The sequence below is a fragment of the Herminiimonas sp. genome, from assembly GCF_030655415.1.
In genome coordinates this window covers 92019-117660 of the sequence record NZ_JAURVN010000004.1, presented here as the reverse complement: position 1 = coordinate 117660, position 25642 = coordinate 92019, and the positions used below count along the sequence as shown (strand labels likewise).

Annotated in this window: 26 protein-coding genes and 2 tRNA genes; 22 read left to right on the top strand and 6 right to left on the bottom strand. The window is 49.1% G+C overall.

The window, feature by feature from the left end:
* Window positions 1-10: 10 nt before the first annotated feature.
* From hflK to Q7T66_RS03200, 5 genes are all read left to right on the top strand, one after another.
* Window positions 11-1321 (top strand): FtsH protease activity modulator HflK, encoded by a 1311-nt coding sequence (hflK, locus tag Q7T66_RS03220; RefSeq protein ID WP_304931853.1) that lies wholly within the window; start codon window positions 11-13, stop codon window positions 1319-1321.
* Complete coding sequence (gene hflC, locus Q7T66_RS03215; RefSeq protein ID WP_304931852.1) at window positions 1321-2211, top strand: protease modulator HflC; 891 nt, start codon at window positions 1321-1323, stop codon at window positions 2209-2211. The genes hflK and hflC overlap by 1 nt, the downstream gene beginning before the upstream one ends.
* A gap of 178 nt (window positions 2212-2389) precedes the next feature.
* Complete coding sequence (locus Q7T66_RS03210) at window positions 2390-3541, top strand: ATP phosphoribosyltransferase regulatory subunit (RefSeq protein ID WP_304931851.1); 1152 nt, start codon at window positions 2390-2392, stop codon at window positions 3539-3541.
* A gap of 3 nt (window positions 3542-3544) precedes the next feature.
* Complete coding sequence (locus Q7T66_RS03205) at window positions 3545-4858, top strand: adenylosuccinate synthase (protein WP_304931850.1); 1314 nt, start codon at window positions 3545-3547, stop codon at window positions 4856-4858.
* 20 nt (window positions 4859-4878) lie between these two features.
* Complete coding sequence (locus Q7T66_RS03200; RefSeq protein WP_304931849.1) at window positions 4879-5415, top strand: phosphoribosyltransferase; 537 nt, start codon at window positions 4879-4881, stop codon at window positions 5413-5415.
* Between the two features lie 193 nt (window positions 5416-5608).
* On the opposite strand, the gene Q7T66_RS03195 is transcribed toward Q7T66_RS03200, so the two are convergent.
* A tRNA-Leu gene (locus Q7T66_RS03195) sits at window positions 5609-5693 on the bottom strand.
* A gap of 148 nt (window positions 5694-5841) precedes the next feature.
* Here Q7T66_RS03195 and rnr point away from each other — a divergent pair.
* From rnr to Q7T66_RS03175, 4 genes are all read left to right on the top strand, one after another.
* A complete protein-coding gene (rnr, locus tag Q7T66_RS03190; protein WP_304931848.1) occupies window positions 5842-8274 on the top strand; it encodes a ribonuclease R in 2433 nt (810 codons plus the stop codon).
* 2 nt (window positions 8275-8276) lie between these two features.
* Complete coding sequence (rlmB, locus tag Q7T66_RS03185) at window positions 8277-9020, top strand: 23S rRNA (guanosine(2251)-2'-O)-methyltransferase RlmB (protein ID WP_304931847.1); 744 nt, start codon at window positions 8277-8279, stop codon at window positions 9018-9020.
* A 145-nt stretch (window positions 9021-9165) separates the two neighbouring features.
* Window positions 9166-9909, top strand: coding sequence for a serine O-acetyltransferase (gene cysE / locus Q7T66_RS03180; protein ID WP_304931845.1), 744 nt, complete (start codon window positions 9166-9168; stop codon window positions 9907-9909).
* Window positions 9910-9944: 35 nt separating this feature from the next.
* The gene (locus Q7T66_RS03175) at window positions 9945-10652 is read left to right on the top strand and encodes a YceH family protein (RefSeq protein ID WP_304931844.1); all 708 of its coding nucleotides are present in this window, start codon (window positions 9945-9947) and stop codon (window positions 10650-10652) included.
* Window positions 10653-10738: 86 nt separating this feature from the next.
* Here the strand turns inward: Q7T66_RS03175 and Q7T66_RS03170 are convergent, their stop codons facing one another.
* The 3 genes from Q7T66_RS03170 to Q7T66_RS03160 all read right to left on the bottom strand — a co-directional run bounded on the left by Q7T66_RS03170 (window position 10739) and on the right by Q7T66_RS03160 (window position 12713).
* Entirely contained in the window at window positions 10739-11533 is a 795-nt protein-coding gene (locus tag Q7T66_RS03170) for a UDP-2,3-diacylglucosamine diphosphatase (protein ID WP_304931843.1), read from the bottom strand.
* A 38-nt stretch (window positions 11534-11571) separates the two neighbouring features.
* A complete protein-coding gene (locus tag Q7T66_RS03165) occupies window positions 11572-12060 on the bottom strand; it encodes a peptidylprolyl isomerase (RefSeq protein WP_304931842.1) in 489 nt (162 codons plus the stop codon).
* Window positions 12061-12134: 74 nt separating this feature from the next.
* Window positions 12135-12713, bottom strand: a complete 579-nt coding sequence (locus Q7T66_RS03160; protein WP_304931841.1) for a peptidylprolyl isomerase — start codon at window positions 12711-12713, stop codon at window positions 12135-12137.
* Window positions 12714-13217: 504 nt separating this feature from the next.
* On the opposite strand from Q7T66_RS03160, the gene cysS reads away from it, so the two are divergent.
* The 4 genes from cysS to tilS are packed head-to-tail and all read left to right on the top strand — an operon-like array spanning window position 13218 to window position 17683.
* Window positions 13218-14615, top strand: coding sequence for a cysteine--tRNA ligase (gene cysS, locus Q7T66_RS03155; RefSeq protein WP_304931840.1), 1398 nt, complete (start codon window positions 13218-13220; stop codon window positions 14613-14615).
* 5 nt (window positions 14616-14620) lie between these two features.
* The gene (locus Q7T66_RS03150) at window positions 14621-15268 is read left to right on the top strand and encodes a DNA-3-methyladenine glycosylase (RefSeq protein WP_370691602.1); all 648 of its coding nucleotides are present in this window, start codon (window positions 14621-14623) and stop codon (window positions 15266-15268) included.
* Window positions 15269-15310: 42 nt separating this feature from the next.
* Window positions 15311-16288, top strand: coding sequence for an acetyl-CoA carboxylase carboxyltransferase subunit alpha (locus Q7T66_RS03145; RefSeq protein ID WP_304931838.1), 978 nt, complete (start codon window positions 15311-15313; stop codon window positions 16286-16288).
* Between the two features lie 3 nt (window positions 16289-16291).
* Window positions 16292-17683, top strand: coding sequence for a tRNA lysidine(34) synthetase TilS (gene tilS, locus Q7T66_RS03140; RefSeq protein ID WP_304931836.1), 1392 nt, complete (start codon window positions 16292-16294; stop codon window positions 17681-17683).
* A gap of 2 nt (window positions 17684-17685) precedes the next feature.
* Here the strand turns inward: tilS and Q7T66_RS03135 are convergent, their stop codons facing one another.
* Entirely contained in the window at window positions 17686-17817 is a 132-nt protein-coding gene (locus Q7T66_RS03135) for a hypothetical protein (protein ID WP_304931835.1), read from the bottom strand.
* Between the two features lie 18 nt (window positions 17818-17835).
* Here Q7T66_RS03135 and Q7T66_RS03130 point away from each other — a divergent pair, with 18 nt between their 5' ends.
* From Q7T66_RS03130 to Q7T66_RS03120, 3 genes are all read left to right on the top strand, one after another.
* Window positions 17836-19089, top strand: a complete 1254-nt coding sequence (locus tag Q7T66_RS03130; RefSeq protein ID WP_304931834.1) for an aspartate kinase — start codon at window positions 17836-17838, stop codon at window positions 19087-19089.
* Between the two features lie 100 nt (window positions 19090-19189).
* Window positions 19190-19283: transfer RNA gene (locus Q7T66_RS03125), tRNA-Ser, on the top strand.
* 120 nt (window positions 19284-19403) lie between these two features.
* Window positions 19404-19880 (top strand): hypothetical protein, encoded by a 477-nt coding sequence (locus Q7T66_RS03120; RefSeq protein WP_304931833.1) that lies wholly within the window; start codon window positions 19404-19406, stop codon window positions 19878-19880.
* Between the two features lie 123 nt (window positions 19881-20003).
* Here the strand turns inward: Q7T66_RS03120 and Q7T66_RS03115 are convergent, their stop codons facing one another.
* On the bottom strand, window positions 20004-20207 hold the full coding sequence (locus tag Q7T66_RS03115; RefSeq protein ID WP_304931832.1) for a hypothetical protein: 204 nt from the start codon (window positions 20205-20207) through the stop codon (window positions 20004-20006).
* Between the two features lie 808 nt (window positions 20208-21015).
* Here Q7T66_RS03115 and flhD point away from each other — a divergent pair.
* From flhD to Q7T66_RS03085, 6 genes are all read left to right on the top strand, one after another.
* Complete coding sequence (gene flhD / locus Q7T66_RS03110) at window positions 21016-21333, top strand: flagellar transcriptional regulator FlhD (protein ID WP_112992201.1); 318 nt, start codon at window positions 21016-21018, stop codon at window positions 21331-21333.
* Window positions 21334-21398: 65 nt separating this feature from the next.
* Window positions 21399-21947: a flagellar transcriptional regulator FlhC gene (gene flhC, locus Q7T66_RS03105; protein ID WP_304931831.1), complete on the top strand. Its 549-nt coding sequence runs from the start codon at window positions 21399-21401 to the stop codon at window positions 21945-21947.
* 33 nt (window positions 21948-21980) lie between these two features.
* On the top strand, window positions 21981-22787 hold the full coding sequence (locus Q7T66_RS03100) for a class I SAM-dependent methyltransferase (RefSeq protein ID WP_304931830.1): 807 nt from the start codon (window positions 21981-21983) through the stop codon (window positions 22785-22787).
* A gap of 191 nt (window positions 22788-22978) precedes the next feature.
* Window positions 22979-23839 carry a flagellar motor stator protein MotA gene (gene motA / locus Q7T66_RS03095; protein WP_304931829.1) on the top strand — a complete coding sequence of 287 codons (861 nt, stop codon included), beginning with the start codon at window positions 22979-22981 and terminating at the stop codon, window positions 23837-23839.
* Between the two features lie 52 nt (window positions 23840-23891).
* Window positions 23892-24989, top strand: a complete 1098-nt coding sequence (gene motB, locus Q7T66_RS03090) for a flagellar motor protein MotB (protein WP_304931828.1) — start codon at window positions 23892-23894, stop codon at window positions 24987-24989.
* A 42-nt stretch (window positions 24990-25031) separates the two neighbouring features.
* Window positions 25032-25580, top strand: a complete 549-nt coding sequence (locus Q7T66_RS03085) for a chemotaxis protein (RefSeq protein WP_304931827.1) — start codon at window positions 25032-25034, stop codon at window positions 25578-25580.
* Window positions 25581-25642: the final 62 nt, after the last annotated feature.

Genomic DNA, 25642 nt, shown 5'->3' with positions numbered 1-25642 from the left:
CCACAAAAGAATGCTTGTTTCCCTACTTAAAAAATTTGGCTTGAAATTTTCGCTCAATGACCCTCGTTGGGGTCGTGGCTCTGACGACAACAAAAATCAGGATGGCAATAAAAGACCGAACGATGGTCCGCCAGATCTGGATCAATTGTGGCGTGATTTCAATCAACGTCTGAGCAACCTGTTTGGTAACAAGAAAAACGGTGGCGGCAATAATAACAACGGTAACGGCGGCAATTCCGGCGGTAACGGTTTTACGCCTGACATGCGCGGCGCAGGTATCGGTGCCGGTGTCATCGCTGCGATCGTTGCGTTCCTGTGGCTGGTGAGTGGTTTCTTCATCGTGCAAGAAGGTCAGACCGGTGTGGTTCTCACATTCGGTAAATACAGTCATATGACGCCAGCTGGTTTTAACTGGCGCTGGCCTACTCCGATTCAAAGCCACGAAACTGTGAATGTTTCGCAGGTCCGTACGGTAGAAGTCGGCTATCGCGGCAACGTCAAAAACAAGCAGCAACAAGAATCCTTGATGTTGACTGAAGATGAAAACATCATCGATATCCAGTTTGCAGTTCAATTCACATTGAAAAATGCATCCGAATGGGTATTCAATAATCGCGAGCAAGACGAGATGGTCAAGCAAGTCGCAGAAACTGCGATACGCGAAGTTGTCGGTCGCAACAAAATGGATTTTGTTTTGTATGAAGGCCGTGAAAAAATCGCTTTTGACAGCAGCCAGTTGATGCAGCAAATCGTGGATAAATACAAAGCCGGTGTGCAAATCACCAACGTAACGATGCAAGGCGTGCAGCCACCTGAACAAGTACAAGCTTCGTTCGATGATGCAGTCAAAGCTGGTCAAGATCGTGAGCGTCAAAAGAATGAAGGTCAAGCGTATGCGAATGACGTTATTCCACGTGCTCGTGGTGCCGCATCGCGTTTGATGCAAGAGTCGGAAGCGTATCGTGCGAGTGTGACTGCGAACGCACAAGGTGAAGCGTCACGCTTTAAGCAAGTATTAGTCGAATATCAAAAAGCGCCAGCTGTGACGCGTGACCGTATGTACATCGATACGATGCAGAAAATCTTCTCGAGTACGACAAAAGTGATGGTTGATGCCAAAGGCAGCAATAATTTGATTTACCTGCCGCTGGATAAACTGATTGCGCAAACTGCTGCCGGCACAGCCGCGGCAACTGCACCATCAGCAGCCACATCTAGTACGCCAACATTACCAACAGATTCAGTCGCATTGGAGACGCAATTGCAGCAGGAATCCCGCACCCGTGATAGCCGTATTTCCCGTGAACGGGAGGTTCGATAATGAATCGCCTTATTTCTGTTGTTATCGCATTGGTGATAGCAGTCGGTATATTTTTCTCGACCATGTTTGTGGTCGATCAACGCCAATACGCGATCGTATTTGCCTTGGGTGAAGTAAAAAATGTGATCAGTGAGCCAGGCTTGCATTTCAAGCTGCCGCCACCTTTTCAGAACGTAATTTTTCTGGATAAACGTATCCTGACATTGGATACGCCAGACGCAGATCGCTTTATCACTGCGGAAAAGAAAAACATTCTGGTTGATGCTTTCGTCAAATGGCGCATCGTCGATCCACGTTTGTATTACGTCAGCTTTAGTGGCGATGAACGCAGTGCGCAAAACCGCATGGCGCAAATTGTCAAAGCCTCGCTGAACGAAGAAATCACCAAACGCACAGTGCGTGAAGTGATTTCGGGCGAACGTGGCAAAGTCATGGACGGTATCCAGAAAAAAGTTACCGAAGAAGCCAAGCAGATCGGTGTAGAGATTGTCGACGTACGTTTGAAACGTGTTGATTATGTTGATCAAATCAACGCATCCGTTTTTGAACGTATGAAGTCGGAGCGTGCACGTGTGGCGAATGAATTGCGTTCGACTGGTGCTGCTGAATCAGAGAAGATTCGTGCTGATGCCGATCGTCAACGTACTGTGATTCTGGCGGAAGCGTATCGTGATGCCGAGCAAGTGCGTGGTGAAGGCGATGCCAAAGCGTCGCAAATTTACGCACAGGCATTTGGGCAAAGCCCGGAATTCTACAAGTTCTATCGTAGCCTCGAAGCCTATCGTGCCAGCTTCAAGACGCGTAACGATATGCTGGTCATCGATCCGAATTCTGAATTCTTTAAATACTTCAAAAATCCGACAACTGGTAGTAGCGCTCCCAAGAAATAATTTGTCTGCCGTGAATGGATGGAACCAAGGTTCTCATTCATTCACGGCAGTAGTTTCTTAGCTTGTTACTACGTTTTACAAGAGCGAATAATTTAGCGGCACGATTTTGTGCCTCGCCAGTAAGCTGGCGATATTAGCCGTGCCGATTTTCTTTTTCTGACCTAGTTCATTTCCCGTCATGCCTAATTGGCTCTTGCCTGAAAATATTGCCGATGTTTTGCCGTCCGAAGCGCGCAAGATTGAAGAGTTGCGTCGTCTGATCATCGACAGTTTCCATCTGTACGGCTACGAGCTTGTCATGCCGCCTATGCTGGAATATCTGGAGTCTCTGCTGGCAGGCGCCGGTCAGGATATGGATTTGCGTACCTTCAAACTGGTTGACCAATTGTCCGGCCGTACCTTGGGTGTGCGCGCCGACATGACTACGCAAGTTGCGCGTATCGACGCACATCTGTTGAACCGCTCATCAATCACACGTCTGTGTTACTGCGGCAGCGTATTGCTGACCCGCCCAAATGGCTTGCATGCGACGCGCGAACCTTTGCAGATCGGTGCCGAGATATATGGTCATGCCGGTTTGGAAGCAGATGGTGAAATTCAAGAGCTCGCGCTGGCCTCATTGGCATTAGCCGGCTTTACGCATGTGCGTCTGGATTTGTGTCACGTAGGCGTACTGCGCGCATTGCTGGAAAGTGATGCAAACGCGCAGAAGGATGAGCGCGCACTGTATACTGCGTTACGTGCGAAAGATGTACCGGCACTTGAAGAGATCACCGCTGCTTATAGCGCGGAAACGCGTCGCGCCTTGCTGGCTTTGCCAGGCTTGTATGGCGACGTGGCTGTGCTTGCGAAGGCGCGCGAAGTATTGCCAAAATTACCTGGCATCACCAAGGCTTTGGATGAACTGAATGCCTTGGTCAGCCTCGCGGGTGACGCCAACGTAACAATCGATTTGGCAGATCTGGGCGGCTATCAATATGAAAGCGGCGCCATGTTTGCGATTTTCGTTCCTGGCTTGCCGAACGCAGTTGCACGCGGCGGTCGTTACGATCACGTCGGCGAAGCATTTGGCCGAGCACGTCCGGCAACTGGCTTCTCGATGGATTTGCGCGAATTGGCGCGATTGTTGCCTGTCGCTGAACCCAAGCGCGCGATTCGTGCACCATGGGGACGCGAACCAGCATTACGTAAAGAAATCAGCGCATTGCGCAAGGCAGGGGAAGTCGTGATTCAAAGTCTTTCCGGCCATGAAAACGATCAGGATGAGTTCGAGTGCGATCGTGTACTCGTGCTTGAAAACGGCAACTGGATTATCAAAAAATTAGGTTAAGTGATGTCTACAAAAAGCATGGCAAAAAACGTCGTCGTAATCGGTACCCAATGGGGCGATGAAGGCAAGGGCAAGATCGTCGATTGGTTGACAGATCATTCGCAAGGCGTGGTGCGCTTTCAAGGCGGCCATAACGCAGGGCACACGCTGGTTATCGGCGGCCATAAAACTGCATTGCAATTGATCCCGTCCGGCATCATGCGTGAAGGCGTGGCGTGCTACATCGGTAACGGCGTAGTTCTGTCAGTACCTGACGTGCTGCGCGAAATCGACAAGCTGGCTGCGATTGGTGTTGAAGTGCCGTCGCGTCTGAAAATTTCCGAAGCCTGCCCGATTATTTTGCCGTACCACACCGCGCTCGACGTAGCGCGTGAAGTTGCGCGTGGCGATGCAAAAATTGGTACGACAGGCAAAGGCATTGGTCCTGCGTACGAAGACAAAGTGGCACGTCGTGCGATCCGCGCTGCTGACTTGTTGAACGAAAAACGTTTTGCTGAAAAATTGCGCGAAAACCTTGATTATCACAACTTCGTTCTGGCTAATTACCTGAAGGTTGCGACTGTCGATTATCAAAAAACACTGGATGATGCGCTGGCCGATGTGCCACGTTTGAAACCTATGGTCGGCGACGTATCGAGCGCGCTGTATGCCGCATTTAACGCAGGTGCGAATTTGCTGTTTGAAGGTGCGCAAGGCAGCTTGCTGGACGTCGATCACGGCACTTATCCGTACGTCACTTCGAGTAACTGCGTGGCAGGTAATGCCTCGACAGGTTCTGGCGTTGGCCCAGGCATGTTGCATTACATCCTGGGTATTACCAAGGCTTACACCACACGCGTAGGTTCAGGTCCATTCCCATCCGAATTGCCTACAGATACAGGCGTCGGCAAACATTTGGCAACCGTCGGTCACGAGTTCGGTACCGTTACCGGTCGTGCACGTCGTTGCGGCTGGTTCGATGCTGCGTTGCTGAAACGCTCGGTACAGATCAACGGTGTGACCGGTATGTGCTTTACCAAACTTGACGTATTGGATGGTTTGGAATCGCTGCGTATTTGCACTGGTTATAAATTGAATGGCAAGACAGTGGATATCTTCCCGGTTGGTGCGGAAGATGCTGCAGCTTGTGAACCGATTTACGAAGAAATGCCAGGCTGGAAAGAAACCACAGTGGGTGCAAAAACGCTGGAAGCCTTGCCGGCCAATGCGCGTGCCTATATCGACAGAATCGAGAAATTGGTCGGCGTACCTATCGACATGATTTCAACCGGTCCTGATCGTGAAGAAACGATCGTATTGCGTCATCCGTTCAAATAAGACTGACCACAGCCGGCAACATGCCTGAATCGAGCGACAAGGATCTTTGGGTTGCGTGGGATGAATATCACCATGCAATCGAACGTCTTGCTTTATTGGTGCATGAGTCCGGCTGGAAGTTCGATCAAATACTTTGCCTGGCGCGCGGCGGTTTGCGCCCAGGTGATGTCTTCTCCCGCATCTTCGATGTTCCGCTGGCGATTTTATCGGCGAGTTCTTATCGTGAAGATGCCGGCACGACGCAAGGCATGCTTGATATTGCCAAGCACATCACAATTACTAATGGTTCGCTGAGCGGCCGCATTTTGCTGATCGATGATCTGGTTGATTCCGGCGTTACGCTGGAAAGAATTCAATCGCATCTCGCTGCGCAATTTCCTGATGTCACAGAAGTAAAATCTGCTGTCATCTGGTACAAAGCTTGCTCATCAATCAAGCCTGATTACTATCTTGAGTATTTGCCGCACAATCCATGGATACATCAGCCATTTGAGGAATACGATGGCTTGCGTCCGCACCAATTAGCGGCATGGATGAAAAAAGGCGACGTAGATTAAACGTGTAGTGATGTTGTCATGCTCGGCTGGCATGATGCAGTGAGTAATCTACGAATACTGAGGGGAAATACGAAGTAGTCGGATAACAAATTGACTGCAATTTTGAATGTAAATAGATTGCAAAGAACTTGGATCTGAAATGCATTCTGAAAAAGAAAAAACCCGTTGACGAATCAACGGGTTTTTAATAACTTGGTGCCCACGGAGGGACTCGAACCCCCACATCTTGCGACACATGGACCTGAACCATGCGCGTCTACCAATTCCGCCACGTGGGCCTACAGAAAGATGAGCAGTATAGCGGAAACCATTCGAAAGTCAATCAAGGATTGCAATGAATTTGCATGATTGCTGACTTATTATGCAAACATCGTCACCGTCCGTTACACTGACTTCCGTTCCAATAACAATTAACTGAAACAGCTTTTGAGCCAATACTCTTACACCATTCCCAGCCGCGAGGAAATTCTCGGCATCTTACGCACGACGACCAGTTCGCACGATGCGCCATCCCTTGCCACCGCACTCGGCGTAAAGCCTGACGAGATGGACGGCCTCATGCGCCGCCTGAACGCAATGGAGCGCGACGGACAGATCAAGCCGGATCGCTCCGGCAATTATCAACTCGCGAACTCATCGAATTTTATTGAAGGTCGCGTCAGCAGTCATCGTGATGGTTTCGGATTTTTAATCCCCGACGATGCCACTGCAGATATCTTCCTGCCAGAAAAAGAAATGCAAAAAGTGCTGCATGGTGATCGCGTACAAGCGCGCATCATCGGCACCGATAGACGTGGTCGTCCTGAAGGCACCATCGTTGAAGTTGTGTCACGTGCGAACACGCATGTGATCGGCCGTTTGCTGAATGAAAACGGTGTGTGGGTTGTTGCACCTGAAGATAAACGCATTGGTCAGGATATCCAGCTTTCTGGCTCTCCAGGCAAAGCAAAAACCGGCCAGGTTGTTAGCGTCGAACTGACAGAGCAACCTTCGCGCTTCAGCCAACCTGTCGGCAAAATTGTCGAAGTGCTGGGCGACATTGATGATCCAGGTATGGAAATCGAAATAGCTGTGCGCAAGTACGGCGTGCCGCATGAGTTTTCTGAAGAAGCAAAAAAAGCCGCAGCAAAATTACCAACAGAAGTACGTGCTATCGATTTGAATGATCGCGTCGATTTGCGCGACGTGCCATTGGTAACTATCGATGGTGAAGATGCGCGCGATTTTGATGATGCCGTTTATTGCGAACCATGCAAAATCGGTAAGGCAGATGGTTTCCGTTTGATTGTTGCGATTGCCGATGTCAGCAATTACGTCAAGCCAAACGAAGCACTGGATGTTGACGCTATTGAACGCAGCACCTCGGTGTATTTCCCGCGCCGCGTGATTCCTATGCTGCCGGAAAAATTATCCAATGGTTTGTGTTCACTCAATCCTGGCGTCGATCGTTTGACGCTGGTGTGCGATGCAGTGATCACGACCAAAGGCGAGATCAAGGCATATCAGTTTTATCCAGCGGTGATTCATTCTGCTGCGCGCATGACTTATACCGAAGTCGCAGCGATTCTCGGCAATACCAAAGGAATAGAAGCAAGCAAGCGTCCGACTTTGGTTCCGCACTTGTTGAATTTGCATGGCGTGTATCAAGCGTTGCTGCTGGCGCGTCACGCGCGTGGCGCAATCGATTTCGAAACGACAGAAACCTATATCGTCTGTAACGAAGTCGGCAAGATCGAACAGATATTGCCGCGCACTCGTAATGAAGCGCACAAGCTGATTGAAGAGTGCATGCTGGCCGCCAACGTCTGTGCTGCGGATTTGCTTGAGCGTCATAAACATCCAAGTTTGTACCGCGTTCACGCGTTACCAACCAAAGAAAAATTGAATCAGGTTCGTACCTTCCTGAAGCAAGTTGGTTTGAATCTGGGCGGTGGCGATAAGCCAAGCGCATCCGATTACGCCGAGTTGATGCCGAAGATTAAAACGCGTCCTGATGCATTGCTGTTGCAAACGATGTTGCTGCGTTCTATGCAGCAAGCCGTCTACAGCCCGGAAAACATCGGTCACTTCGGTTTGTCGTATGAGGCTTACGCGCATTTCACCAGCCCGATCCGTCGTTATCCGGATTTGCTGACGCATCGCGCAATCAAGGCGATTTTGCAAGGCAAGCGTTATACGCCTAAAGGCATAGACACGAGTGTGTTGAACACGATGTTGTCGCCAGCGGCGCGTAAAAAACATGCGCAAGACAAGGCCGAAGGCAAACAGAAAGCCGAAGGCGAACTCGCGATCTGGGAAGCCTTGGGTATACATTGTTCCGCCAATGAGCGCCGTGCAGATGAAGCTTCGCGTGACGTCGAAGCGTGGCTCAAGTGCTACTTTATTCGTGACAAGCTGGGCGAAGAATTTACCGGTGTGATTTCCGGCGTTGCGACTTTTGGTATTTTCGTGCAGCTTGATTCGTTGTTCATTGAAGGTATGGTTCACGTCACCGAGCTCGGTGCGGATCACTTCAAGTTCGATGAAGCACGTCACGAGTTGCGTGGTGAGCGTACCGGTATTCGTTATCAGTTGACTGATCGCGTGACGGTGCAAGTTAGCCGCGTCGATCTGGATGCGCGCAAAATCGATTTGCGTCTGGTAACTGAGCCAGGTATTCACACGGTGCTTAAAAACGAAGCACGTCGCGCGGATACCGAACATCAATTGCGCACGCAAAAAGGCGCAAAGAAAACTTCGGCTAAAACTAGTCCTGCCGGCAGCGCTGCTCCTGCGAAAAAAACCAAAGCTAAACGTACGCCGACGACGCCAAGCAAACAGCGTCCTCCGGCAACAAAACCAAGCAAGAAGAAACGATAAAAATGAAGAGCAAGATAATTTTCGGCTTCCATGCCGTCACGGCGCGCTTGCGCCATGAAGCCTCTTCGGTAGAAGAAATTTATATCGACGCCAGCCGTCACGATCAGCGCATGAAGGATTTGATACGCGCTGCCGAAGCATCAAAGGTACGAATCATTTCGGCTGATGATGCACGTCTTAGCAGCATCGTTGGTACGCGCCGCCATCAAGGTGTTGTGGCCAAGGCCGGCGAACTATCGCTGGCCCGCAATCTGGATGAATTGTTGGACGCAGTCGATGGCCCACCGTTGTTGCTGGTGCTCGATGGTATTACCGATCCGCACAATCTGGGCGCATGTCTGCGTGTGGCTGATGGTGCTGGTGCACATGCAGTGATCGCCCCTAAAGACCGCGCAGTCGGTTTGAATGCGACTGCCGCCAAAGTTGCCAGCGGTGCGGCTGATAACATTCCCTACATCACAGTAACGAATCTGGCGCGCACATTGCGTGAACTCAAAGAGCGCGACATCATGTTGATTGGTACTACCGACGACTCGGAAAAAGGCTTGTATGAAGCTGATTTCTCCGGTCCAGCAGCGTTGATCATGGGTTCCGAGGGCGAGGGCATGCGCCGTCTGACGCGTGAAACCTGCGACGTTCTGGTCGGCATCCCGATGTTTGGTTCGGTCGAAAGCTTGAATGTCTCCGTGGCGTCCGGCGTTTGCCTGTACGAAGCCCGTAGACAGCGGATCGCTACCGGCTCATAAACCGCGCTTGAAGAACCGCAGTTCATTGCTCCAGTAATCAAAGAAAAGCCGTACAAGTCATGACGGAGCCGAACTCGGCTTCCATCATGACTTGCTATAACAGGCTAATATTGTCACCTCGGCATTTTTCGCATAACCATATTCCATGTTTAGTCGTATTCAAGAAGATATCGCCAATATCATTGTCCGCGATCCGGCCGCGCGCAATAAGTGGGAAGTTATAACCTGCTATCCGGGCCTGCATGCCATCGTCATGCAGCGCTGGGCGCACTGGTTCTGGCGCAATGATTTGAAATGGATGGGGCGCTTTACCTCACACATTGCACGCTGGCTGACCGGGATTGAAATTCATCCAGGCGCAAAAATCGGTAGACGTGTCTTTATCGATCATGGCTTTGGCGTGGTAATCGGCGAGACTGCAGAAGTCGGCGACGATTGCACTATCTATCAAGGCGTCACTTTGGGTGGCACTTCACTCAGCAAAGGTACGAAGCGCCATCCTACATTGGCGAATGGTGTCATCATCGGTGCTGGCGCACAGGTGCTGGGCGCATTTACGGTCGGCGAGGGCGCCAAGGTGGGATCGAATGCCGTGGTGGTCAAAGAAGTGCCTGCAGGCGCGACAGCGGTCGGCAATCCAGCGCGTATCATCCTGAAAGACAATGCACGCGATGAAGCAGCCGCACGCATGTTTGCATCTTATGGCGTGGTGCCGAATGGCGACGACCCTTTATCCAAAGCCTTGCACGGACTGATTGATAACGCCGCGACGCAAGAGCATCAAATCGAAAAAATTCTGGCTTCCTTAAAGTGCGCCGGTATCGATTGCGAAACCTTGCTGACGACCGAAAAGTTTGACCAGAAAGAAATGAACAAGTTGGTCGAGTAAGAACTCGCATAACCATTAAAGATTAAGTGTTTTAAATGAGTAATGAGATAAGCAATTCGCAAGTCGCGGAACAATCCAGCAATGAGCAATTCCTGCTGGACGCAGCAGAAATCCGTGTGCTGGCTGTGCTGGCTGAAAAAGAAGCGCTGACGCCGGATAGTTATCCAATGTCCTTGAACGCGCTGACGAATGGCTGTAATCAATTGACCAGTCGCGATCCTGTAATGTCCATGAGCGAAGGCGACGTGCAGGCGATTCTTCAGCGTTTGATGGAAGAGAAATTCGTTACCGAGGTTCATCAGGCCGGCGCGCGCGTCAGCAAGTATCAACATCGGCTACGCGTGAAGTGGTCGCTGGAACAGGACAAGCTGGCCGTATTGACGATCTTGATGTTGCGCGGGATACAAACTGCAGGGGAGATTCGTACACGTTCTGGTCGCCTGCATGATTTTTCAGCGATCGCTGATGTCGAGATCGGATTGCAATTCTTGATGGATAAATATCCACCACTGGTTGCACGCTTGCCGCGTACGCCAGGGACCAAGGAAGCGCGTTATGCGGCCTTGTTATCGGGTGAATTTTTTCCTGAAACGAATGAAGCTGCGGTGAGTTCGGCTAGTGGCGCAGCTGATGTCAGTCGACAAGATCGGATAACTCAGCTTGAAGAAGAAGTCAGTTCTTTAAGGCAGGAAGTCGCTGGATTAACTGAACAGTTCCAGCAATTCAAAAAGCAGTTTGAATAATCAGTATCGATTTTCTACTGACAGAAAACAATCGGATGCGTGATTGTTTGTTGATTAAATAGTGCCTCATTGCTGAGGCATTATTTTTAACTACCGATTTCAATACCGTTCAAATCATAGCGACGGATTATTCCGTTCGCATCCAACGCCAGCCAGTCTCCTCGAGCTGCTGAGCCATCCAGATCCCAGTCAGACAATACATAGCGCACACGCGCTTTTCCATCTTCATGGCGTGCTGGTCTATGCGTGTGGCCGTGGATCATGGTTGCTGTTGCGGTTTGCTCGAATAAAGCAGTAATCGCATCATGGTTAACGTCCATGATTTCGTAAGATTTTTCACGTTGCGCAGCACGACTACCTGCACGTAAATTTTCGATGATGGCTTTGCGCTGTGTCAGCGGCAGAGCAAGAAAATTCTTTTGCCATTCCGCATCTCGCACTTGCGCGCGAAACTGCATATAAGCTGCATCCTCGGTGCAATACGCGTCACCATGCGTCAGCACCAGCAAGCGATCGGCAATAGTCGTTACAAATGGATCGGGGAGTAGCGTGATATTGCAGGTTTTGGCGAATTGTTCGCCAACCAAAAAATCACGATTGCCAGCGATCCAGAATACGTCTACGCCGCGCTGACTTATATTCTTAAGCTGATCTACTACCAGGCTGTTGTACGGATCATTGATGTCGTCATCGCCAGCCCATGCTTCAAAAATATCCCCGAGCAAATAGAGCTGTCGAGTTTTGGTCGCTTCGGTCTGAAGAAACTTGAAAAATGCTTCGGTAGTACGGGGCATCGCAGCCTGCAAATGCAAGTCAGAAACAAAAAGCGCAGCCGTTTCAGGCTGCGCTTTTTGTTTCGATGCAGAAAATGAAATGGTCATATCGTGCGTCGAGAGTGATGCGGTGGCAGAAGTAATGATTAGATGACTTCTGCTTTTTCGATGATGACATCTTCTACTGGTACGTCAGCAAACATGCCGCTGCGTGTGGTTTTGACTGATTTGATTTTTTCCACAACATCGGTGCCGTCAGTAACTTTACCGAATACGCAGTAACCCCAACCGTCTTGACCTGGATAGTCGAGGAAAGTGTTGTTGTTGATGTTGATGAAAAATTGAGCAGAAGCGGAATGTGGATCCGAAGTGCGTGCCATTGCCAGCGTGTACAGATCGTTTTTGAGGCCGTTTTTAGCTTCGTTTTCAACGGTATCGTTGGTTGGCTTTTGTTTCATGCCAGGCTCAAAACCGCCGCCTTGGATCATGAAGCCATCGATCACGCGATGAAAAATGGTGCCAGCGTAGTGGCCAGCGTTAACGTAGGCTAAAAAGTTTTCAACTGTCTTTGGCGCTTTTTCTGCGTCGAGTTCGATGGTGATTTTGCCGTGGTTGGTGGTGAGGATGACTGCCATATTATTCCTTGAACTATGTAAAGTGAGACTGACTAAGTGATACTAAATGGGTGAAGCTAAAAATGTTTGGGTAATTATTTTGTGACAGTCGCAGATTCAATCACGATGGCTTGAACTGGCACATCTTGATACGGTCCACGGCTACCAGTACGGACTTGCTTGATCTTGTCGACAACTTCAGTGCCTTTAACGACTTTGCCGAACACTGCGTAACCCCAGCCATCAGCGCCCGGGTTGTTCAACATATTGTTGTTATTCGTATTGATGAAGAATTGTGCTGTTGCGGAATGTGGGTCACCAGTACGTGCCATCGCAATGGTGTAGGTGTCGTTCTTCAAACCATTTTTTGCTTCATTGCGGATAGGTGCACGCGTTGGCTTCTCACGCATGTTTTGATCAAAGCCACCACCTTGAATCATGAAGTTGCCGATTACACGGTGAAAAATCGTGCCTGTGTATTGGCCGCTTTTTACGTATTGCAAAAAGTTTTCTACCGATTTTGGCGCTTGCTCAGGATTCAATTCCAGCTCGATGTCGCCCAGATTTGTTTTCAGTACTACGTGAGGCGCATCTGCTGCTTGCGCCAATTGCATTGCACTTGACAGAGAGAGTGCTGCAATCATGGTCATGACATGACGACGGGAAAATTTCATTCTGACTTCCTTCATTCGTTTCTAGTGTTTAATTTCTAGCGTTTATATATTGCTTACGTTTGTAAAACGCAAACCTGCAAATATTGATTCTTTTTACTCAACTTCAGCAATTTGGAAAAGCTGACCTCGTTGCGCCTGTTGCACGAATGTCGACACTGTCATATTATGCCGTCCCGTTTGCATTTAGGTATTTGATCTGATGCGGACCGGGAATTTAAGTTTCGATTAGCTGATGTATTTAACGGATTTCAGCGCAAATTTATTACGGCTTGCCGATAGCAAACGTAGCAAATTCAAACTAATTCAAGGTAGCAGAAGAGTATTTCATCAATGCTATACTGCCGCAAAAACGTGCATTTTATCAAAAAGAAGTATGACAAAGTGTTTTGGCGACCTAGTCGCATCAGAGTTTCGGATTTGTTGATACGCGTTGATGACGATGCGCGTCAAGTCTTGTAATAAAAAGCCTTGCAATAAATCCCTGACCGAAACAGACAACCATTCATGAGTGCACTGAAGATCTACAATACGCTGGCGCGTGAGAAGCAGTCGTTTACTCCTATTGATCCGGGCAAAGTCCGGATGTATGTGTGCGGCATGACGGTGTACGACTATTGTCACATCGGGCACGCACGCGTGATGGTGGTGTTCGATCTGGTGCAGCGCTGGTTGCGTACTTCAGGTTACGAAGTTACTTACGTACGAAATATCACCGACATCGATGACAAGATCATCAAGCGTGCGGCAGAAAACGGCGAGTCGATTTCACAATTGACGCAACGCTTTATCGACGCGATGGATGAAGATGCCGCCGCGCTGGGTGTGCAAAAGCCGGATCACGAACCGCGCGCTACTAACTACGTGCCACAAATGCTGGGCCTGATTGAAACGCTGGAGCGCAATGGGCTCGCGTATAAATCATCTGATGGCGATGTTAATTATTCTGTGCGTGATTTTCCCGGTTACGGCAAATTGTCTGGCAAGTCGCTGGACGACTTGCGTGCAGGCGAACGCGTTGATGTGAACACCGGCAAACGCGATCCACTAGACTTTGTGTTGTGGAAGTCGTCCAAAGAATCCGAACCTGACGAAGTGAAGTGGTCATCCAAATGGGGCAGTGGTCGTCCGGGCTGGCATATCGAATGCTCGGCGATGGCCTGCGATTTATTGGGTGAACAATTCGATATTCACGGTGGCGGCGCTGATTTGCAATTCCCGCATCACGAGAATGAAATTGCTCAGTCCGAAGGCGCGAGCAAACATACATTCGTCAACTATTGGATGCATAACGGTTTCGTGCGTGTTGATAATGAAAAGATGTCCAAGTCTTTGGGTAATTTTTTCACGATCCGTGAAGTGCTGGAAAAATTCGATCACGAAGTCGTGCGCTTTTTTATCCTGCGCGCGCATTACCGTAGTCAGTTGAATTATTCCGATGCGCATCTGGATGACGCGCGTAATGCATTGACGCGACTGTACACCGCACTGAAAGAAGTAGCACCAGACGATCAGCCTTTGGATATGACGGAAGCGCACGCAGTTCGCTTTGCCGATGCGATGAACGATGATTTCAACACGCCATTGGCAATTGCTGTTTTGTTTGAATTAGCAAATGAAATTAACAAAAATAAATCCGCAGCATTGGCGCGCCAGTTGTTCAAACTCGCTGGTATAGTCGGTCTTCTGCAACGCCCGGCACAGGAATTTTTGCATGCCGGATTGGCAAGTAACGAAGACGGTAGCGATCTGGAAACATTTGTTACCGAGCAAATTGCCGCACGTGTACAAGCTAAAAAAGAAAAGAATTTTGCCGAGGCTGATCGCATCCGTGCGGGCTTGCTGGAAAAGGGCATCATTCTTGAAGATAAATCTGGCGGTTTGACCGAATGGCGAAGGGCTTAAGCTGGATGGTAAAGATGATTGTCGCTGATGAAATACGCATCCTGCCAGCTTACTGGGAGGACGCGAAGGTTGAGTTGATGAAACGCGACCGCATCATGCGCAAGCTGATCCCCCAGTTTGGCGATTTGCATTTGATTGGCCGCAACGAAGCTTTTTCAACTCTGGCCCGTTCCATTATCAGCCAGCAGATTTCTGTCAAATCAGCGGATAGCGTTTGGCAAAAATTCCTCGAAGTCTGCCCAAAGTGCACGCCAGCGCAGGTTATCAAGGCTGGCGACAAGCTGGCAGAATGTGGCTTGTCGAAGCGAAAATCAGAGTACATTCTCGATCTAGCCGACCATTTCAAGGCAAAACGTGTCAATTGTGACAAGTGGGCCGAGATGGCGGATGAAGACGTTATTGCCGATTTGATTCAAATTCGAGGCATCGGACGCTGGACAGCGGAGATGTTTTTGATATTTAATCTGCTCCGGCCGAATATATTACCGTTGGACGATCTTGGTTTGCTGGCTGGTATCAGCCGCAACTACTTTTCGGGCGAGCCGGTTTCTCGTAGTGACGCGCGCGAAGTGGCCGCGAATTGGGAACCGTATCGCACAGTGGCAACCTGGTATCTGTGGCGCAGTCTCGACGCAGCACCGGCAACAAGTTAAACATATACGAAATCCACCTCGTGTTGATCAGAAGGAGGCACGATGAGTAAAACGACTTTCCTGGGCTTTGAACAGCCGATTGCAGAACTCGATTCCAAGATCGAAGAGCTGCGCTTTGTACAAGATGATTCTGCAGTCGATATCTCGGAAGAGATTGATCGCCTGTCGAAGAAAAGCCAGCAACTGACCAAAGATATCTACGCCAAGCTCACGCCATGGCAGGTTTCACAGATTGCGCGTCATCCACAACGTCCATACACCATGGATTACGTGAATGAAATCTTTACCGACTTCCACGAATTGCACGGCGATCGCAGCTATGCGGACGATCTGTCCATCGTAGGTGGTTTGGCACGTTTTAACGGCATGCCTTGCATGGTCATCGGCCATCAAAAAGGTCGTGATACCAAGGAACGCAGCTTGCGTAATTTTGGTATGCCTAAACCAGAAGGCTATCGCAAAGCGATGCGCCTGATGAAGGTCGCGGAGAAATTCGGCTTGCCGGTATTCACCTTCGTCGATACGCCAGGCGCGTTTCCGGGCATCGATGCAGAAGAGCGCGGTCAATCGGAAGCGATCGGTCACAATCTGTACGTGATGGCAGAACTGAAAGTGCCGTTGATCGCAACCATCATCGGTGAAGGCGGCTCAGGCGGCGCGCTGGCGATTGCGGTTGGCGATGCAGTGTTGATGTTGCAATACTCGACTTACTCAGTGATTTCGCCTGAAGGTTGCGCGTCGATTTTGTGGAAATCCGCAGAGCGCGCATCCGATGCTGCAGAAGCTTTGGGTCTGACCGCACATCGTTTGAAAGCAATGGGCTTGATCGACAAGATCATCAATGAGCCACTGGGCGGTGCCCATCGCGATCCAAAGCAGATGGCCGCATTGGTCAAACGTGCACTGGCCGATACCGTACGTCAATTCCAGGGTATGAAAACCAAGGATCTGTTGGCAGCGCGTCATGAAAAATTGATGAGCTACGGTAAATTTAAAGAGATCACCAATACACCGGAATGAGCCTTGAGCAATAAAGACATTGCGGCAACGCAAAGTGAATTTGAACGCGCGTTAGGGGAAATCCGGACGCGCGTTTCTCTTTCCGGACCTGCTGCGCAAAAGATAGCGATTGCCTATAGCGGCGGGCTGGATTCTGCCGCGCTGCTGCATCTGCTGCATGCGTATGCAGCGCAGCAAGGACTTGAATTATTTGCTTTCCATGTGCATCACGGACTGAGTGCCAATGCCGATCAGTGGCTGGCGCATTGTCAGCAGCAATGTACCGCTTTGAACGTGGCATTTGATGCACGACGCGTGCAAATAGACAATCAGGAAAAGAGTGGCGTTGAAGAAGCCGCGCGCCATAGTCGCTACGCCGCCTTGGGTGAAATGTGCCGCGCGCATGATGTGCCTTTGCTGTTGACTGCGCATCATCAGGACGATCAGGCGGAAACCGTATTGCTGCAATTGTTGCGCGGCTCCGGCGTGGCTGGATTGTCCGGCATGGATAGCTCTAATCACGCAGCCGATTTGCTAGGTGATGCAAGCTTGCTGATGGGGCGCCCGCTGTTGCAACTCGCGCGTGCTGACTTGGAAAAAATCGTCATCAAAAATGCGATTGCTTACGTCGAGGACGAATCCAATCTCGATCCACGTTATGCGCGCAATGCCTTGCGTCATCAGGTGATGCCTGCGCTGGCACAACATTTCCCCGGTTTTCAGCAACGCTTTGCGCGTACCGCGCAACACGCCCAATCGGCGCAACGTTTGTTGATAGAACTCGCAGAGCAGGATTTGACGCAGTGTCTGGACGGCGAATGTCTGGATATTACGAAGCTGAAAAATTTCAGCAGTGATCGTATCTATAATATGTTGCGCTACTGGTTTTGCGTGCGTGGTGTGCGCATGCCATCGACATCCTGGCTCAATGAAATGCGCACGCAACTGCTTGAAGCGAAACACGATGCGCAATTATGCGTAACGCATGCGGATTGCCATATCCGACGTCATCGCGATCGTGTTTTCATCACGCCCAAGCTGGATCCTGAAACTTTGGAACAACCGCCAGTAGCCTTTGCTTGGAAAGGTGAAGCTTCCGTTCATTTCGCGGAATTTAGCGGCACGCTATTTTTTGAACAGACAGAGCAGGGCATAGCTGCTGACTGGTTACGTTCACAGCCTTTGACGCTGCAGTTGCGCAGCGGCGGCGAGCGTTTGAAACCAGCGTGGAATCGTCCTACCAAAAGCTTGAAATACCATTACCAAGCCTGCGATGTTCCTGCGTGGGAGCGGGAACGCTTGCCGCTGGTCTTTGCGGGCAAGCAATTATTGTTTGCCGCCGGAATCGGCATGGATTGTCATCAACTCAGTAAAGAAGTCGGCCCGCATATCCAGTTTCGCTGGCAATTCGATTAAGGTTAAGCTGCTTGCTTGCATTTTTGCTTACTTTGATAAGCCGAAAATGGCCAGAAACCGTTGTCGGACTTGTCATTCTGCGCTGCAAGCTGTAAAGTCGTGGGTTGATTTTTCCAGCTTTTTTCTTTTTTCAAGCGCGCTTTTCTATCCTTATGGCTTTAATCGTTCACAAATACGGCGGCACGTCGATGGGCTCTACCGAGCGCATCAAGAATGTCGCCAGACGCGTTGCCAAATGGCATGACGCTGGGTATCAAATCGTCGTAGTGCCGTCGGCCATGTCCGGCGAAACAAATCGTTTGATCGGCTTGGCAAAAGAATTGATGCCACAACCGAATCCGCGTGAACTCGATATGCTGGCTTCAACCGGCGAGCAGGTTTCCGTCGCCTTGTTGGCCATGGCTTTACAGTCGATCGGCAAGGAAGCTGTGTCCTACGCAGGTTGGCAGGTTGCGATCAAGACTGACTCCGCTTTCACCAAGGCACGGATTCAATCCATCGACGACGCAAAAGTCAAAAAAGATCTGGACGCTGGTCGCATCGTTATCATTACTGGTTTTCAGGGTGTGGACGATGAAGGGAATATCGCGACATTAGGACGCGGTGGCTCGGATACTTCTGCTGTTGCTGTGGCAGTCGCATTGCAAGCGCAAGAATGCCTAATCTACACCGACGTCGACGGCGTGTACACGACCGACCCGCGCGTCGTATCAGAAGCACGTCGCCTGAATACGGTTACGTTTGAAGAGATGCTCGAAATGGCGTCGCTCGGTTCGAAAGTGCTGCAGATACGCTCAGTCGAATTTGCCGGCAACTACAAGATGCCGACGCGCGTATTGTCGTCGCTGACCGACCCTATGATGTCGCTGGAAGAAGAAGCAAAGTCCGGCACCCTGATTTCGTTTGAGGAAGATACAAATATGGAACAAGCCGCTATCACCGGTATCGCATTCAATCGCGATGAAGCGAAGATCACTGTGTTGGGCGTGCCAGATCGTCCAGGCATCGCTTATCAAATCCTCGGCCCGATCGCCGCTGCGAATGTTGAAGTCGACATGATTATTCAAAATCAATCAGTCGATGGCAAAACAGATTTCACGTTTACTGTGCCGCGCAATGAGTACGCAAAGGCAGTGGACGTATTGAATGACAGCGTCAAGGCACACATCGGTGCTGCCAGCATTCAAGGCGACACCAAGGTATCGAAAGTATCGGTCGTCGGCGTCGGTATGCGCAGCCATGTCGGCATCGCTTCGCAAATGTTCCGCACCTTGTCGGAAGAGGGCATCAATATCCAGATGATCTCCACTTCAGAAATCAAGATATCGGTCTTGATCGATGAAAAATACATGGAACTGGCAGTGCGCGCATTGCACAAGACCTTCGATCTGGAAAAAAGCAATTAAGTCATATTTTGATGGCATAGTTTGGTTGACCAGACATGCCTGAAAAGTTATGATACTGAACCTTGCAGTAGCGGGCAGTTTGAAGCTACTGAAGTAATGTGGAGGCGTGGCCGAGTGGTCGAAGGCACTTCCCTGCTAAGGAAGCATACGGGCTTAAACCTGTATCGTGGGTTCGACTCCCACCGCCTCCTCCAAAAGATTAGAAGCCCTTGATGAAAATCAAGGGCTTTTTTCTTTGGTCGAATTGGATCAAGTCACTTTTACTGGAACAACGCATTTTGAACACGAAAAGAAGTAAGCGCTGGAACGGCAGTATGGATACGCTGGCCGATGAATATTTGAACGGTGTGGTTGCGCAAATGATGTCATATGGCGAACGCGTGCAATTCAGTTTGATCAGTGGTGAGAAACCAAACTACCAGGTCATCAACACCTTTGATAAAAAAATGGCCTTCAACGGCAACCATCATTTGACGCAACCGCAAGAAGATGAATTTGCAGGTAGCAATGCCACGCCCGTATTCACGCTGGAGCAGATCAAGACCAGGGAAGCGGCTGTCGCTATCAAAAAGACCGCCAGCACACGTACGGCACGCGTGAGTACGCGTAGTAGTCCTGCTGCTGCAAAGGTCGGTGATTTGATCGATGTTCAGAAATACGAATACTTCAAAAACAATGTTCAAAAACTGCCAGAAGGCATTCGTGCCTATTCACAAGAAGTCAGTAACCTGATGAAAAATGGCATGTCGGCGGAAGCGGCCTTTAGCCAAGTCGTCCAACAGCACTTCTGAAATGAGCTGAACCCGCTAGAGAATATTCTCGCCACAAAAAAGCCCACAAGTGATTGCGGGCTTTTTTTATTTGTATCTACGGCAGCGTTCAAATTTTTTGGGTGAGGTTACGAAGCTTTTGAGCTACACGCGATAGATTTTTTCACCTGTTTGAACGATTTTAAATTTTGCATCGGAGAGCGGATCCAGTGCGCGCCCATCTGCAAGCTTATAGGTTTTGCTGCCTGGCAGTCCTTCATCTGCTGTTTCTACCGGGGTTTGAAAAACCTCCACATGGTAACCAGCCCCTGTTTTTCCTTTGGCGTCGAATTTTTCTACCAAATCCATAAGAGTCTCCTTTAGGTTGAGGATGGGATATCCGATCTCACAATAGCAGATTTTTTCCGCAAGTTAGACATCAGCTTATTTGATCTTGTATTGCAGTGTGGTTCGACCTACATGCGGCATTAATGACAGCGTGGTTTGACTTAATTTTGTTGATTCTTTTGCAATTATATTGAATTTTTCATTGAATACGAGTGTCTACTCAACCGTAAATATCAATGTATCTACTTCGATACAAGCGGCACATAACATAGACACATTCGGCAGACATGATGCGTTTGCTGGGGAGAAGCGAACGCGGTAATGGCGAAAACAAAGAAATATGCAAAAAAGAGAATTTATTTTGCGCCAACCCTAAAGTTCTGGAATTGGCCGCCGTTATCAATCTTAGATAACGGCATAAAAATATTTTAAATTTATTTTGTTTGAACCCTAAAGTTTTGCAAATACGTGCCGTTAAAGATACAAGAGGCTGAGAAAAGATGATTTTTTCGCCGGTTTTATTAAATATTTTTAAGAATTTTCCTTATTAAAAATAGTTAAAAATTATTGTTCCAAGCTGTTTTTGGAAAAACTTTTGAGATTGCAATAAATGCTCAGAAGTAATACACAAGCCACTCTCCGCTCAATTTCATGTTGAGCGCATCGTATGCTGGTCGACGTTTGTAAGACAAACGCCTACCGGCATATTGTCGTCTTCTCTGTATAAAAATACCGAGTAGTGCCTATTTCAGGCAATTGTTTCCCGAATCAGAATGCATTCACTGGCTCACAAATGTGGCCACAGACATTCACAGGTAAGGGGATTCACATGACAAACAACGACATCATTGCAGAAATTCGCGACGCTAATCTGGGTTACCTGATGCTGGCGCAACAAATGATCCGTGCCGACAAGGCAACTGCAATCTTCCGCTTGGGTATCAGCAATGAAATCGCTGATTTGATCGAAGGCATGAACAATGCTCAAATTCTCAAATTGGCAGGAGCGAACATGATGTTGGCCCGATTTCGATTCGACGATGGCGCCATCCTTGGAATGCTGACCAATTACAATAAAGACCGTTCGCTGGCACATTCGCACGCAGCAATCTTGATGGCAGGCCAAGCTGTTGAGCAAATAGCTTAACGTCAAATAGCAGCTAAGTAGTCAATCCCGATCAAATTGCTGTAACTCTTCCGAAGAGCGCGAACATGGCCAAGAAAAGTGTAGTGACAGAATCCCAAGAGATTCAACTCGCCATAGAACTGATTAATCTGGGTGCGCGCTTGCAGCTGCTGGAGTCAGAAACTTCTTTGTCACGCGAACGCTTGTTGAAGCTTTATAAAGAGCTGCGCGGTGTTTCGCCTCCCAAAGGCATGTTGCCGTTTTCGACCGATTGGTTTATTACATGGCAACCAAATATTCACTCTTCGCTTTTTATCGGCATTTACAAATACCTTATTGAGCATGCGCAGATTTCCGGCATCCACGCAGTAACCAAAGCCTATAAATTGTATTTGGAGCAGGTTGATATGGGCGAGGACGGCGAACCTGTCTTGTCTTTGACACGCGCTTGGACCCTGGTTCGATTTTTCGATAGTAAAATGCTGGCGACGGCATGCTGCAGCGAATGCAGCGGTCATTTTGTAGTGCACCGTTTGGATTTGAATGCGAACTACACCTGCGGTTTGTGCCATATGCCGTCCAGAGCCGGTAAAACCAAACGAGCGAAAATGGATGCAGCTTTGCTGGTGGCGTGACCGAATGGTTTAATTTCTGGAAAGAGTGTCTGAGTGAAGATTGTGCGGCGCTCCGGCGCAAAACCGGCGTCGCCCGAATCTAGATACCTCCTGAATGTGCCTGCAGTGCAGGCTCTTTTTTTTCAAATCCTTTCTTTCTTAATCGTTTTGCTGATCGCCCGCAGTCTGGGTTCGATTCTCGGCATAACGATGCATATCCTTCTTATTGCTTTTCTTCAGGGGCTTATCTCGGCTGGTTTTTCGTACTGGCGTGGGATGGCTGCCTGGTGGATTGCGATTCAGTTTTTCTTTCCCTTCGTTTTGCTTTTTGGCCTGTTTTTGCAACTGCCGCCATCTCTTTTCCTGTTCGCTTTTCTTGTCTTGCTCTTTTTATACTGGAGCACTTTCCGTACGCAGGTTCCTTTTTATCCGTCGAATTTAGCGACCTGGAATGCTGTGGCCGAACTATTGCCGAAAGATAGAAGTGTTCACCTAATTGATATTGGTAGTGGTTTGGGTGGTTTGGTTTTGAATTTGGCCAAGCGCCGTCCGGATAGTCATTTTCTTGGTATAGAAATTGCACCACTACCGTGGCTGGTGAGTATGTTGCGCGCTCGTTTCACGCGAAGTGCTGCGCAGTTTACGCGTGGCGATTATGGACGCTTGAATTTTGCCGAGTATGACGTCGTGTTTGCCTATTTATCCCCAGTAGCAATGCCTGCCTTGTGGAAGAAAGCGCGCACTGAAATGCGGCAGGGTACGATGTTGTTGAGTTACGAGTTCCCGATTCCTCAGGTGGAACCAACGTTTACGGTTACGCCTGCGGCAAATAGCCCGAAAATTTATGGTTGGCAGATGTAGGATTGTTAGGCATTCTTATGTGAGCATGTGACTCAAGTTCTTGCATTTAAAGCCGTTGAAAGACATATAGCCATGCCCAAAAAATCGAGTTAAGTGTGCTGCTCGAACACAGTGCCGATCATCGCGGTTGCGTATTGGCAATTGTTGAGGCAATAATGGCATCCTAAATCCAAAAAAATCGGAGCACGCGCTTGTTAGTTATCATCGGATATGTAGTTGTCCTCGCATCGGTTTTTGGCGGGTTTGCATTGGCAGGCGGGCATTTACACTCGCTGTTTCAACCAGTCGAATTATTAATGATCGGTGGCGCTGCGACCGGCGCATTTTTCGTCGGTAATAACGGCAAAGCGATCAAGGCCACGCTGAAAGCGTTGCCTAGCGTTCTCAAAGGTTCCAAATATACAAAAGCTTTGTATATGGAATTGATGACACTGTTGTTTGAGATCCTCACCAAAGTGCGTAAAGAAGGTTTGATGTCGATTGAAGGTGATATCGACTCACCCGAAGAAAGCGCTATCTTTACCAAGTATCCGACCGTTCTGGCGGATCACCATATTATTGAATTCATCACTGACTATCTGCGCTTGATGGTGTCCGGGAACATGGACGCATTCCAGATCGAAAATTTGATGGACAACGAAATCGATACTCACCATGCTGAAGGTGAAATTCCTGTGCACTGTATTGCAAAACTGGGTGACGGTTTTCCGGCGTTCGGTATTGTGGCCGCGGTGATGGGCGTGGTGCACACGATGGCATCGGTCGGTTTGCCGCCGGCAGAGTTGGGGATTTTGATTGCGAATGCGCTGGTCGGTACCTTCTTGGGTATTTTGCTGGCTTACGGTTTCGTGTCGCCAATCTCCAGCGTGCTTGAACAAAAACTGCACGAGTCGTCAAAAGTATTTCAATGTATCAAAGTCACTTTGCTGGCAAGTTTGAATGGTTATGCACCGGCGCTTGCCGTCGAGTTTGGTCGTAAGGTATTGTTTTCAACAGAGCGTCCTACTTTCAATGAATTGGAAGAGCACATCAAACAATCGAAATCGAAATAATCAGATTCTTAAAGTATAAGAATTAAAGAATATAGAAGAAGCGGAGACTCACATGGCTGACGAAGGACTCCGTCCCATTATCGTAAAACGTATCAAGAAATCCGGGGGCGGCCATCATGGCGGCGCCTGGAAAATTGCCTACGCCGATTTCGTGACCGCGATGATGGCGTTCTTCTTGTTGATGTGGCTGCTTGGTTCGACCGCCAAGGGTAATTTGCAAGGGATCGCGGATTATTTTGCTACTCCATTGAAAGTGGCAATGGCTGGTGGTTCAGGTAGTGGCGATGCCAGCAGTGTCATCAAGGGCGGCGGCAAGGATATGACCCGCATTGATGGTCAGCAAAAAAAGGGCGATGACCCACAAACCAAGAAAACTTCTTTAAAGGCTGCGGTCGCTGAACTTGAGCGGCAGGAAATGGAACGCCTCAAATCGCTTAAAGCGCGGATTGAAGAGGCGATCGATGCCAACCCAAGCTTGAAACAGTATAAAAACCAGCTTTTGCTCGATATCACATCTGAAGGTTTACGCATTCAGATCGTCGATGAAAAAAATCGTCCTATGTTCGCTTTGTCAAAAGCAGAACTGCAGCCCTACACCAAAATTATTCTGCACGAGATTGCCAAAACGCTCAACGATATTCCGAATCGGATCAGCTTGTCCGGGCATACCGATGCAACTCCTTATTCCAGCGGCGAAAAAAGTTATAGCAACTGGGAGCTGTCTTCCGACCGAGCAAATGCGTCACGTCGTGAATTGATTGCGGGTGGTATGGCCGACTCCAAAATGCTGCGCGTGGTTGGGCTCTCGTCTGCCGTGCTGTTTGATCCTGCTGATCCGTTGAATCCAGTCAATCGCCGCATTAGTATTATCGTGATGAACAAGAAAACTGAAGATTCCATCACGAAAGAAAATCGTACGGTGGATGTGACGGATGAAGAAACAGCGAAAGAAACAGTCGAGCAAGGGGTCAATTTATCTGGTGTGCTCCAGCCTGCGCAAACGGCTGTCCCTGCGTCAGTGCCGGCGCCAACAGTAAAGCCAACTCCGATTTCGACTCCTGTTTCAGCTGCACCGGCACCTAAACCGATGCCAAGTGCAAATGCGACCGCCACAGCAGCGGCTGCTGCGGCAGCTGCCGCAGGCAGATAAAAAACAACGGCAAATAAACGAAATAATGACTGGGTAGTTCCCATGACAATAAATAATTCGTTAGCGTCGCAAGTAACTGATCTGTTGTCGGGTCTGTCGGATCACGGCAGTCAACATTTGACCGAAGTCGAAACAGATCTGGTGCAGACCAATGTTTTGCTAGCCGAAGCGATAGAAAAGCTGAGTGCCAGTTTTATGGCAATTCATGCCGCCGTTACCGAGCAGCAGCAGATGGTCGATGCATTATCGACAACTGCAACAGTTTCGCTGGAAGCCACGCAAGCGCTCAAAGCCAAATCCATGCAAATCGATCAGCACGTTAATGCTGCGGTAACCGGTTTGCAGTTTCAAGACATGACCAATCAATTAATCGGCCGCACATTGCGCCGAGTAGTGGGGTTCCGCGATGTGCTTGAAGTGGCTGGCGCCAGCAGTATTGCGATTCCGGCAGATGCCACGAATGAGCAGTTGCATGGCATGCTGAGGCATATCAACGAGACCTTGAAGACCGAAAGTGTCGATTTGGAAAAAGAATTATGGAAGGCTGTATGCCAGACGCATATGGAAAGCGGCGACATTGAGCTGTTTTGATTCGTAGATAAATTTGGACTAGCGGGTTTAAAAACCTGAAACGTGTATTAGCAGGAGTGAAA

What these genes read in the sequence shown, in the direction of transcription:
- Q7T66_RS03200 (WP_304931849.1), top strand. Translation starts at nt 4,879, where the DNA reads ATGCCTGAATCGAGCGACAAGGATCTTTGGGTTGCGTGGGATGAATAT.
- cysS (WP_304931840.1), top strand. Translation starts at nt 13,218, where the DNA reads ATGAGTGCACTGAAGATCTACAATACGCTGGCGCGTGAGAAGCAGTCG.
- Q7T66_RS03145 (WP_304931838.1), top strand. Translation starts at nt 15,311, where the DNA reads ATGAGTAAAACGACTTTCCTGGGCTTTGAACAGCCGATTGCAGAACTC.
- Q7T66_RS03175 (WP_304931844.1), top strand. Translation starts at nt 9,945, where the DNA reads ATGAGTAATGAGATAAGCAATTCGCAAGTCGCGGAACAATCCAGCAAT.
- Q7T66_RS03170 (WP_304931843.1), bottom strand. Translation starts at nt 11,533, where the DNA reads ATGACCATTTCATTTTCTGCATCGAAACAAAAAGCGCAGCCTGAAACG.
- motB (WP_304931828.1), top strand. Translation starts at nt 23,892, where the DNA reads ATGGCTGACGAAGGACTCCGTCCCATTATCGTAAAACGTATCAAGAAA.
- Q7T66_RS03160 (WP_304931841.1), bottom strand. Translation starts at nt 12,713, where the DNA reads ATGAAATTTTCCCGTCGTCATGTCATGACCATGATTGCAGCACTCTCT.
- Q7T66_RS03115 (WP_304931832.1), bottom strand. Translation starts at nt 20,207, where the DNA reads ATGGATTTGGTAGAAAAATTCGACGCCAAAGGAAAAACAGGGGCTGGT.
- rlmB (WP_304931847.1), top strand. Translation starts at nt 8,277, where the DNA reads ATGAAGAGCAAGATAATTTTCGGCTTCCATGCCGTCACGGCGCGCTTG.
- Q7T66_RS03165 (WP_304931842.1), bottom strand. Translation starts at nt 12,060, where the DNA reads ATGGCAGTCATCCTCACCACCAACCACGGCAAAATCACCATCGAACTC.
- Q7T66_RS03150 (WP_370691602.1), top strand. Translation starts at nt 14,621, where the DNA reads ATGGTAAAGATGATTGTCGCTGATGAAATACGCATCCTGCCAGCTTAC.
- hflC (WP_304931852.1), top strand. Translation starts at nt 1,321, where the DNA reads ATGAATCGCCTTATTTCTGTTGTTATCGCATTGGTGATAGCAGTCGGT.
- Q7T66_RS03120 (WP_304931833.1), top strand. Translation starts at nt 19,404, where the DNA reads ATGGATACGCTGGCCGATGAATATTTGAACGGTGTGGTTGCGCAAATG.
- hflK (WP_304931853.1), top strand. Translation starts at nt 11, where the DNA reads ATGCTTGTTTCCCTACTTAAAAAATTTGGCTTGAAATTTTCGCTCAAT.
- Q7T66_RS03210 (WP_304931851.1), top strand. Translation starts at nt 2,390, where the DNA reads ATGCCTAATTGGCTCTTGCCTGAAAATATTGCCGATGTTTTGCCGTCC.
- Q7T66_RS03205 (WP_304931850.1), top strand. Translation starts at nt 3,545, where the DNA reads ATGTCTACAAAAAGCATGGCAAAAAACGTCGTCGTAATCGGTACCCAA.
- flhD (WP_112992201.1), top strand. Translation starts at nt 21,016, where the DNA reads ATGACAAACAACGACATCATTGCAGAAATTCGCGACGCTAATCTGGGT.
- flhC (WP_304931831.1), top strand. Translation starts at nt 21,399, where the DNA reads ATGGCCAAGAAAAGTGTAGTGACAGAATCCCAAGAGATTCAACTCGCC.
- Q7T66_RS03130 (WP_304931834.1), top strand. Translation starts at nt 17,836, where the DNA reads ATGGCTTTAATCGTTCACAAATACGGCGGCACGTCGATGGGCTCTACC.
- cysE (WP_304931845.1), top strand. Translation starts at nt 9,166, where the DNA reads ATGTTTAGTCGTATTCAAGAAGATATCGCCAATATCATTGTCCGCGAT.
- Q7T66_RS03085 (WP_304931827.1), top strand. Translation starts at nt 25,032, where the DNA reads ATGACAATAAATAATTCGTTAGCGTCGCAAGTAACTGATCTGTTGTCG.